Consider the following 7,962-nt stretch of genomic DNA (forward strand, 5'->3'; position numbering starts at 1 on the left):
GTCATCGTTCAGGGGGAACCATCCGGGCTGCGGCAAGTCCATGTACTGCAAGCGTTGTTGCGCTGCACGGCGGGTTTTCCGGACCAAGTCCGTACCATGTGCAACTTTCCAGTCACGCGATCGTGCGCAAGGGTGAATCCCCCGATGACTCTCGCCGCAAGCTTTGAAGTCCACTACCTGCAGTACCTCGACGCCGAAGGCCGCCAGGTGCGCGAATTCCCCCAGGACCTGCGCGATCCGGCGGCGCTGCTGCCGCTGTTCAAGCGCATGCTGTTCGTGCGTGCCTTCGACAGCAAGGCCATCGCCCTGCAGCGCACCGGCAAGCTGGGCACCTACGCGCCCAGCCTGGGCCACGAGGCCACCCACGTCGGCATCGGTGCCTCGATGCGCTCCGGCGACGTGTTCGCACCCAGCTACCGCGAGATCGGCACCATGTTCGAGCGCGGCGTGCGCCCGCGCGACATCCTGATGTACTGGGGCGGAGACGAGCGCGGCAGCGACTTCCCGCGCGACAGCGACGCGGCGGTCGACTTCCCGATCTGCGTGCCGATCTCGACGCAGTGCCTGCACGCGGCCGGTTCGGCCCTGGCGTTCAAGCTGCGCGGCCGGCCGCACGTGGCCGTGGCCACCTGCGGCGACGGCGGCACCTCCAAGACCGACTTCTACGCCGCGCTCAACTCCGCCGGCGCCTACCAACTGCCGCTGGTGCTGGGCGTGATCAACAACGGCTGGGCGATCTCGGTGCCGCGCAAGGCCCAGACCGGCGCCCAGACCCTGGCGCAGAAGGGCATCGCCGGCGGCCTGCACGTGCTGCAGGTCGACGGCAACGACCTGGTCGCCGTGCTCGACGCGATGCGCCAGGCCATGGACCGCGCGCGCGCCGGCGAGGGCGGCTCGGTGATCGAGTTCCTCACCTACCGCCTGTCCGACCACACCACCGCCGACGACGCGCGCCGCTATCGCGACGACGCCGAGGTCAAGGCCGCCTGGCAGCGCGAGCCGATCGCGCGCCTGCGCACCTGGCTCACCGCGCAGGGGGCCTGGAGCGAGGCCGAGGAGGCCGGGTGGAAGGCCGAGTGCGAGCGCCAGGTCAACGCCGAGGTCGACGCCTACCTGGCCACCACCTCGCAGCCGGTGGAAGCGATGTTCGACTACCTCTATGCCGATCCGCCGGCGGACCTGCTCGCGCAGCGCGCCGCGGCCATTGCCCTGGAGCAGCGCCATGGATGACATCCGCGGCCAGCGTGCCGAAACCAGCAGCCTGGCCGGTGCCCATGCGGCCGCCGGCGCGGCCGATTCCGCGCCCGTCCAAGCCGCGCGCGGTGGAGACCAGCCGATGAACCAGACCCCGACCGCGACGCCGATCACCCTGATCGAGGCGATCACCCGCGCCCTGGCGTGGGAGCTCGAGCACGATCCGTCGGTGCTGGTGCTGGGCGAGGACGTGGGCGTCAACGGCGGCGTGTTCCGCGCCACCGCCGGCCTGCAGCAGAAGTTCGGCCCGCAGCGCGTGCTCGACACCCCGCTGGACGAGACCACCATCGCCGGCCTGTCAGTCGGGCTGGCCGCGCAGGGCATGAAGCCGGTGGCCGAAGCGCAGTTCGACGGCTTCGTCTACCCGATGCTCGACCACCTCGTCTGCCACGCCGCGCGCCTGCGCAACCGCACCCGTGGCCGCCTGCACTGCCCGATGGTGCTGCGCGTGCCGTGGGGTGGCGGCATCCGCGCGCCCGAGCACCACAGCGAGGCCAACGAGGCGATGTTCACCAACGTCCCCGGCCTGCGCGTGGTGATGCCATCCTCGCCGCAGCGCGCCTATGGCCTGCTGCTGGCCGCGATCCGCGACGAGGACCCGGTGATCTACATGGAGCCCAAGCGCATCTACCGCCAGTACAAGGAACTGGTGGTGGACGACGGCGAGGCGCTGCCGCTGGACGTGTGCTTCGTCCTGCGCGACGGCACCGACGTGACCCTGGTCGCCTGGGGCGCGCAGGTGAAGGAAGCGCTGGAGGCCGCCGAGGCGCTGGAGGCCGAAGGCATCAGCGCCGAGGTGATCGACGTGGCCACCCTGCGCCCGCTGGACTTCGCCACCATCGCCGAGTCGGTTTCGCGCCCCGGCCGCTGCGTGATCGTGCAGGAAGCCCCGCGCACCGCCGGCTTCGGCGCCGAGATCGCCGCGCGCCTGGCCGAGGAATCCATGTACGACCTGGTCGCCCCGGTGCAGCGCGTGACCGGCTGGGATACCCACATCCCGCTGTTCCGGCTGGAAATGAAGTACCTGCCCAGCGTGGAGCGGATCGTCGCCGCGGCCCGCGCCGCGATGGCCCACGGCTGAGCCGGAACCGCGCGCGACCCCGTCGCGCGCGGTCCGTTACCTTGATGCCCCGGGACGGCATGCCGCGGCCGCGTGCCGCGGCCCGCTCCCGCCCGTCGATCCGCGCGATCGACCGACCGATTGAGAGAGCGACACGATGAGCCAGACCAAGACCTTCCACCTGCCCGACCTGGGCGAGGGCCTGCCGGACGCGACCATCGTCGAGTGGTTCGTCAAGGAAGGCGACACCATCCGCCTGGACGAACCGCTGGTGTCGATGGAGACCGCCAAGGCGGTGGTGGAAGTGCCCTCGCCGGTGTCCGGCAAGGTCCTGCGCCTGGCCGGCAAGGCCGGCGACGTGATCGCCACCGGGGCGATGCTGGCCGAGTTCGAGCCGGACGCGAGCCTGCCGCAGCGCGCCGAGGGCCATGACACCGGCCACCACCACGGCGCCCCGGCCAAGCCCGCCAAGGCCACCGCCAGCGACGACGGCGGCGAAGTGCCGGTGCAGCCGGCGCCGTCGGAAGCGAGTGGCGGCGATGCCGGCACCGTGGTCGGAGCGATGCAGAGCTCCGACGCCGTGCACGCCGAGCGCGCGATCGCGGTCGGCGGGGTCAAGGCGATGCCCGCGGTGCGTGCGCTGGCGCGCAAGCTGGGCGTGGACCTGGCCCGCGTACCGGCCACTGGCCCCGATGGCACCGTCACCTTGGCCGATGTGAAGCAGGCCGCGGCCAATCCCTCGCGCCTCCTCCCCTCTTCCACCGCCGGCGCGGGTCGGGCAGGACACGCGCAGGCTCCGGTCGCGTCGTCGGCGCCCGCACCCGCGCCGCAACAGCGCACCCCGGTCTCCGCCACCGGCCGGCCGATGCGCACCCGCCCGCCGGGTACCGACACCGGTGCCGCCGCCAGCGGCCAACCCGAGCAGCTCAAGGGCGTGCGCCGCAACATGGCGCGGGTGATGGCCGACGCGCACAGCAAGGTGGTGCCGACCACCCTGGTCGACGACGCCGACCTGCACGCCTGGATCGGCAGGCAGGACATCACCGCGCGCCTGGTCCGCGCGATAGTCGCCGCGTGCAAGGCCGTGCCGGCGCTCAACGCCTGGTTCGACGGCGAGGCGCTCAGCGTCACCCGCCATCCGCACGTGGACGTGGGCATTGCCGTGGACACCGACGACGGCCTGTTCGTGCCGGCCCTGCGCAACGCCGACATGCTCGACCCGCGCGGCATCCGCGCCGGCATCGACCGCCTGCGCGCGCAGGTGGAGGACCGCAGCATCCCGGCCAGCGAGCTGTCCGGCTACACCATCTCGCTATCCAACTTCGGCATGTTCGCCGGCCGCTACGCCACCCCGGTGGTGGTGCCACCGTGCGGGGCCATCGTCGGCGCCGGCCGCCTGTCGCACGACGTGGTCGCGGTGATGGGCGGCATCGAGGTGCACCGCCGCCTGCCGATCTCGCTGACCTTCGACCACCGCGCCGCCACCGGCGGCGAGGCCGCGCGCTTCCTGCGCGCGCTGCTGGACGACATGGCCCTGCCGGACTGAGGCAGGGCCGAAAGAAAACCGGGGTCAGAGTGCACTCCCCAGGCTGGACCCAACGCACGTTGATGCATCCAGGGAACTGCACTCTGACCCCGGTTTTTCGGCCCTCCACCGCCCCCCCCTTCCCCGCCAGGCGCTATCTTCGGCACTCCCGCCCAGCAGGAGCATGCCGATGCCACACCACAGCCGCCTCAGCACCCTGGTGATCGACTGCAGGGTCGACGACCTGCGCCCTGCGCTGGAGTTCTGGAGCGCCGCGCTGGGCAAGCCCATCGCCGAGCCGGACGAGGATGGCGACGGCCGCTACGCGGTGCTGGCCACCGATGACGACGAACCCCTCATCCTCCTGCAGAAGGTCACGCATGAATCCCGCGTGCACCTGGACATCGAAAGCGACGACGTCGATGCCGAAGCCGACCGGCTCGTGCGCTTGGGCGCGCGCAAGATCGCCTTCGTCAAGCGCTGGTGGGTGATGGAGGCACCGAGCGGGCATCGCTTCTGCGTGGTGCGGGTCCAGCGCGAACGCTCCCGCCGGCCCTTCAATGCCTGGGAGTGAGGGCCACGCGGCTCAGCCGCGGCGGCGGCTGCGGTCCAGCCAGATCTCCAGGCCCTGGGCGTTGAGTTCGATGTCCATGCCCAGCAGGTCCAGCACGCCGGCTTCGTCCATCGGCACCCGGTGCGCCTGGGCACGCTCCAGGTAGTACTCCGACAGGGCCGCGACCAGCGCGCGGTGGCGGTCGGCGCCGCCGTCGCAGGCCTGGGCCAGGGAGACCATGGCGTCGATCTGCTCGTGCAGGTCCGCGGCCAGGCGGCGGACCTCCCGTACCGGTCCGTAGTGGGTCAGGTACATCACCTCCGGCCCGGCTTCGAGCATGCGCCGGATCGAGGCCTGCATCGCCTCGGGCTCGAACTGCACCGGCGAGGAGGTCGGCAGGATGAAGGCACCGGCGTCGCTGTCCAGCTGCCGGTAGGACAGGCCGAAGGTGTCGCCGGTGAACCAGCCGCGGCTGCGTTCGTCCCAGATGCACATGTGGTGGCGTGCATGGCCGGGCGTGTCCAGGCAGCGCAGGACGCGCCCGCCCAGCTCGATGACATGGCCATCCCCGGCCGCCACCACGCGCTCCTCCGGTACAGGCAGCAGCTGGCCGTAGTGGCGCGCGAATTCCTCCTCGCCGTACACCGCGGTGGCACCGGCCACCAGCCGTTGCGGATCGACCATGTGCGGCGCCGCGCGCGGATGCGCGACCAGCTGCGCGTTGGGCAGCTGCTGCATCAGCAGGCCCGCGCCACCGGCGTGGTCGAGGTGGGCATGGGTCAGCACCACCCAGTCCACCGCATCGGTACCCAGGCCCGCGTCCGCCAGCGCCTGCAGCAGCAGCGGCACGCTGTGGTTGGTCCCGCAGTCGACGAAAGCCGCCCTGCCCTGCTCGACCACCAGGTAGGCGGCGCCGAAGGAAGGCCGGACGTACCCGGTGTCGAGGGTATGGATGCCGTGCGTGGCCGCCGACTGCTGCTGCCGCATGGGTAGGACTGCGTGGGGTGATGCGGCCAGCCTAGTCAGCCCCCACCGGCGGGACGATCCGGCTTTGGTCGTAGTGACACAGGCGCCAAGTGCGCGCTGTCACGCTTCTCCGCGGCCCGCTCCGGCCCGCGGACGTCCTCTCAGGCCTGCGGCGTCCAGCGCGCGGACAGGCGCATGCGCAGCACGATGGCCACTGCCAGCACCGCCAGGAAAGCGCCGTAGGCGTAGAGCACCGCCAGCACCTGGCGCCAGATCGGACCAGCGCCGTGCCAGGCCACTCCCTCGTGGTAGCCCCAGTGCATGCCGGCCACGCTCAGCACAAGGGCCAGCAGCAGCACGATGGCGTCGAAGCGCCGGCGCGCCGGCGTGCGCGGCGCGCGCGGGAACAGCCAGTACAGGCCGCCAAGCACCGCGAACCAGGGCAGGAACAGCAGCAGCGACAGCCAGGCCATCAGCTGGCCTCGGCCTCGGCCAGCTGGCGCAGGGCCTCGATCACCGCATCCACGCCGGCCACGCCCTCGCCCAGCGTACCCACGCGCTCGCCCATCAGGCCCACCGCGCCCTGCTCCAGCGCATGCAGCGCGTTGACACCCTCGCGGCGCAGGCGGGCGATGCGCTCGCCTGCTTCGCGCGGCGATTCCGAGCCGTCGCCCTGCAGCAGCACGCGACCCTCGGCATCGACCAGCTTGAAGTGGAAACGGCCATCGGCCTCGCGGTACTGCTTGAATTGCGGCAGGCGCGCGGCGGGCTTCTTCTTCTTTTCCGCCGCCTGGGTGACCGCCACCTGGAAGCCGCCCAGGCCCACCGCACGCTGCAGGCCGTCGAGCAGCGGCACGGTGATGTCGCGGGCCTTGCGCGCGCCTTCCTGCAGGATCTCCTCCAGCTGCGCCGGCTTTGCGACCAGCTGTGCGTACTGTTCGCGCATCGGCGCCACCGCCTCCTCGATGCGGGCCACCAGGCGCTGCTTGGCGTCGCCCCAACCGATGCCCTCGGCGAAGGCGTGGCGCATCTCCTCGGCCTGTTCCGGAGTGGAGAAGGCCTGGTACAGCTGGAACAGGGCCGAGCCCTCGGTGTCCTTGGGCTCGCCCGGTGCGCGCGAGTCGGTGACGATCGACATCACCAGGCGCTTGAGTTCGGCCGGCGGTGCGAACAGCGGGATGGTGTTGTCGTAGCTCTTGGACATCTTGCGGCCATCCAGGCCCGGCAGGGTGGCCACGTTCTCGTCGACCTGCACCTCCGGCAGCACCAGCGGCTCGCCGGACTGGCCGGTGGCCTCGCGCCAGGCCTCGCCGTAGAGGTGGTTGAAGCGCTGGCCGATGTCGCGCGCCATCTCGATATGCTGGATCTGGTCGCGACCCACCGGCACGCGGTGCGCGCCGAAGGCGAGGATGTCGGCGGCCATCAGCACCGGGTACATGTACAGGCCGGCGGTGACCCCGGCATCCGGGTCTTCGCCCGCTTCCATGTTCTTGTCGACCGCGGCCTTGTAGGCGTGGGCGCGGTTGAGCAGGCCCTTGGCGGTGACGCAGGTCAGCAGCCAGGTCAGCTGCGGGATCTCGGGAATGTCCGACTGCCGGTAGAACACGACCTTGTGCGGATCCAGGCCGCAGGCCAGCCAGGTCGCGGCGATCTCCAGGCGCGAACGCGCAACGCGCCGCGGATCGTCGGCCTTGATCAGGGCGTGGTAGTCGGCCAGGAAGAAGAAGCTCTCCACCCCGGGCGCGCGCGAGGCGGCGATGGCGGGACGGATGGCGCCGGCGTAGTTGCCCAGGTGAGGGGTGCCGGTGGTGGTGATGCCGGTGAGGACGCGGACGGTCATGGTGCGGGCAGTCGGGGAAACATGCCGATTCTACTCCCTGCCCGCCACGGCCCCATGCGGCGCCGGCCCGGGGCCGCACGCGGCGGCGGCACGACGCGGAAAAGCCCGGGCCGGCGGAGGGCCGGACCCGGGCTTGGGCATGGACTACCGCCGCTCAGTGGCGGTACTTCTGGTCCAGGGTCTTCTCGAAATCGCGGATCTCGCGCTCGGCATGATCCTTCTCCCAGCCGTAGCGCTCCTGCAGCTTGCCGGCCAGGTACTCGGCATTGCCCTCGGCCACGTCGAACACGTCGTCGGTGAGGTCGCCCCACTTGGCCTTCATCTGGCCCTTCAGCTGCTTCCAGTTGCCAGCGATGATGTCGCGGTTCATGCGTGCTCCTTGGTTGGGGGATCGGAACCCGGCGCCTGCCGGGTTGGTGACAGCATCGCAATGCCCGCGTTCGCTGCGGGTCCGTTGCGCGTCAATGCGCGGTTAGACCGCTTAACGCTTCCCCACCACCGCCCGCCCCTCGGCAAAAAAAAGGGTTCTTCTCCCAACTAAGGGGAGAGAGGCACACGGCCGACCCGGCAGACTTGCTGGTGTCGAAGCAACAAACTGGGGCCGGCCGTGGCCGAGTTGGATTGTATGTCCCCGCTGGGAGGCTGGGCGGGATATGGCGTAAGCCGCTGGCATCGCGAGCCGCGCGGCGGCCAACGCTGGCTGGTGATCGAGCTTGATCCGCAGGAGGGCGTGCGGCGTTGCTGCAGCGGCTGCGGCCAGCCCG

8 protein-coding genes are annotated in these 7,962 nt (G+C 71.2%); 4 read left to right on the top strand and 4 right to left on the bottom strand.

Annotated features, from left to right (window positions below; all coding sequences use genetic code 11):
* The first annotated feature begins 144 nt into the window (after positions 1 to 144).
* The 4 genes from pdhA (at position 145) to CSC68_RS03125 (ending at position 4,413) form a co-directional block, all read left to right on the top strand.
* Positions 145 to 1,230, top strand: a complete 1,086-nt coding sequence (gene pdhA, locus CSC68_RS03110) for a pyruvate dehydrogenase (acetyl-transferring) E1 component subunit alpha (protein WP_162202035.1) — start codon at positions 145 to 147, stop codon at positions 1,228 to 1,230.
* A complete protein-coding gene (locus CSC68_RS03115; RefSeq protein ID WP_162202036.1) occupies positions 1,223 to 2,335 on the top strand; it encodes an alpha-ketoacid dehydrogenase subunit beta in 1,113 nt (370 codons plus the stop codon). Before pdhA ends, CSC68_RS03115 begins: the two co-directional genes overlap by 8 nt.
* Positions 2,336 to 2,471: 136 nt before the next feature.
* Entirely contained in the window at positions 2,472 to 3,860 is a 1,389-nt protein-coding gene (locus CSC68_RS03120) for a dihydrolipoamide acetyltransferase family protein (protein ID WP_162202037.1), read from the top strand.
* A 169-nt stretch (positions 3,861 to 4,029) separates the two neighbouring features.
* Positions 4,030 to 4,413 (top strand): VOC family protein, encoded by a 384-nt coding sequence (locus CSC68_RS03125; RefSeq protein WP_162202038.1) that lies wholly within the window; start codon positions 4,030 to 4,032, stop codon positions 4,411 to 4,413.
* Positions 4,414 to 4,425: 12 nt separating this feature from the next.
* Here CSC68_RS03125 and CSC68_RS03130 read toward each other — a convergent pair whose 3' ends face one another.
* From CSC68_RS03130 to CSC68_RS03145, 4 genes are all read right to left on the bottom strand, one after another.
* The gene (locus tag CSC68_RS03130; RefSeq protein ID WP_162202039.1) at positions 4,426 to 5,379 is read right to left on the bottom strand and encodes an MBL fold metallo-hydrolase; all 954 of its coding nucleotides are present in this window, start codon (positions 5,377 to 5,379) and stop codon (positions 4,426 to 4,428) included.
* 140 nt (positions 5,380 to 5,519) lie between these two features.
* Positions 5,520 to 5,831 carry a hypothetical protein gene (locus CSC68_RS03135; RefSeq protein ID WP_162202040.1) on the bottom strand — a complete coding sequence of 104 codons (312 nt, stop codon included), beginning with the start codon at positions 5,829 to 5,831 and terminating at the stop codon, positions 5,520 to 5,522.
* A complete protein-coding gene (locus tag CSC68_RS03140) occupies positions 5,831 to 7,198 on the bottom strand; it encodes a tryptophan--tRNA ligase (protein ID WP_162202041.1) in 1,368 nt (455 codons plus the stop codon). Before CSC68_RS03140 ends, CSC68_RS03135 begins: the two co-directional genes overlap by 1 nt.
* Positions 7,199 to 7,352: 154 nt before the next feature.
* Entirely contained in the window at positions 7,353 to 7,568 is a 216-nt protein-coding gene (locus CSC68_RS03145; RefSeq protein WP_162202042.1) for a CsbD family protein, read from the bottom strand.
* Positions 7,569 to 7,962 lie beyond the last annotated feature (394 nt).

It is taken from the genome of Pseudoxanthomonas suwonensis, from assembly GCF_010093235.1.
Taxonomy (GTDB): Bacteria; Pseudomonadota; Gammaproteobacteria; order Xanthomonadales; family Xanthomonadaceae; genus Pseudoxanthomonas; species Pseudoxanthomonas suwonensis.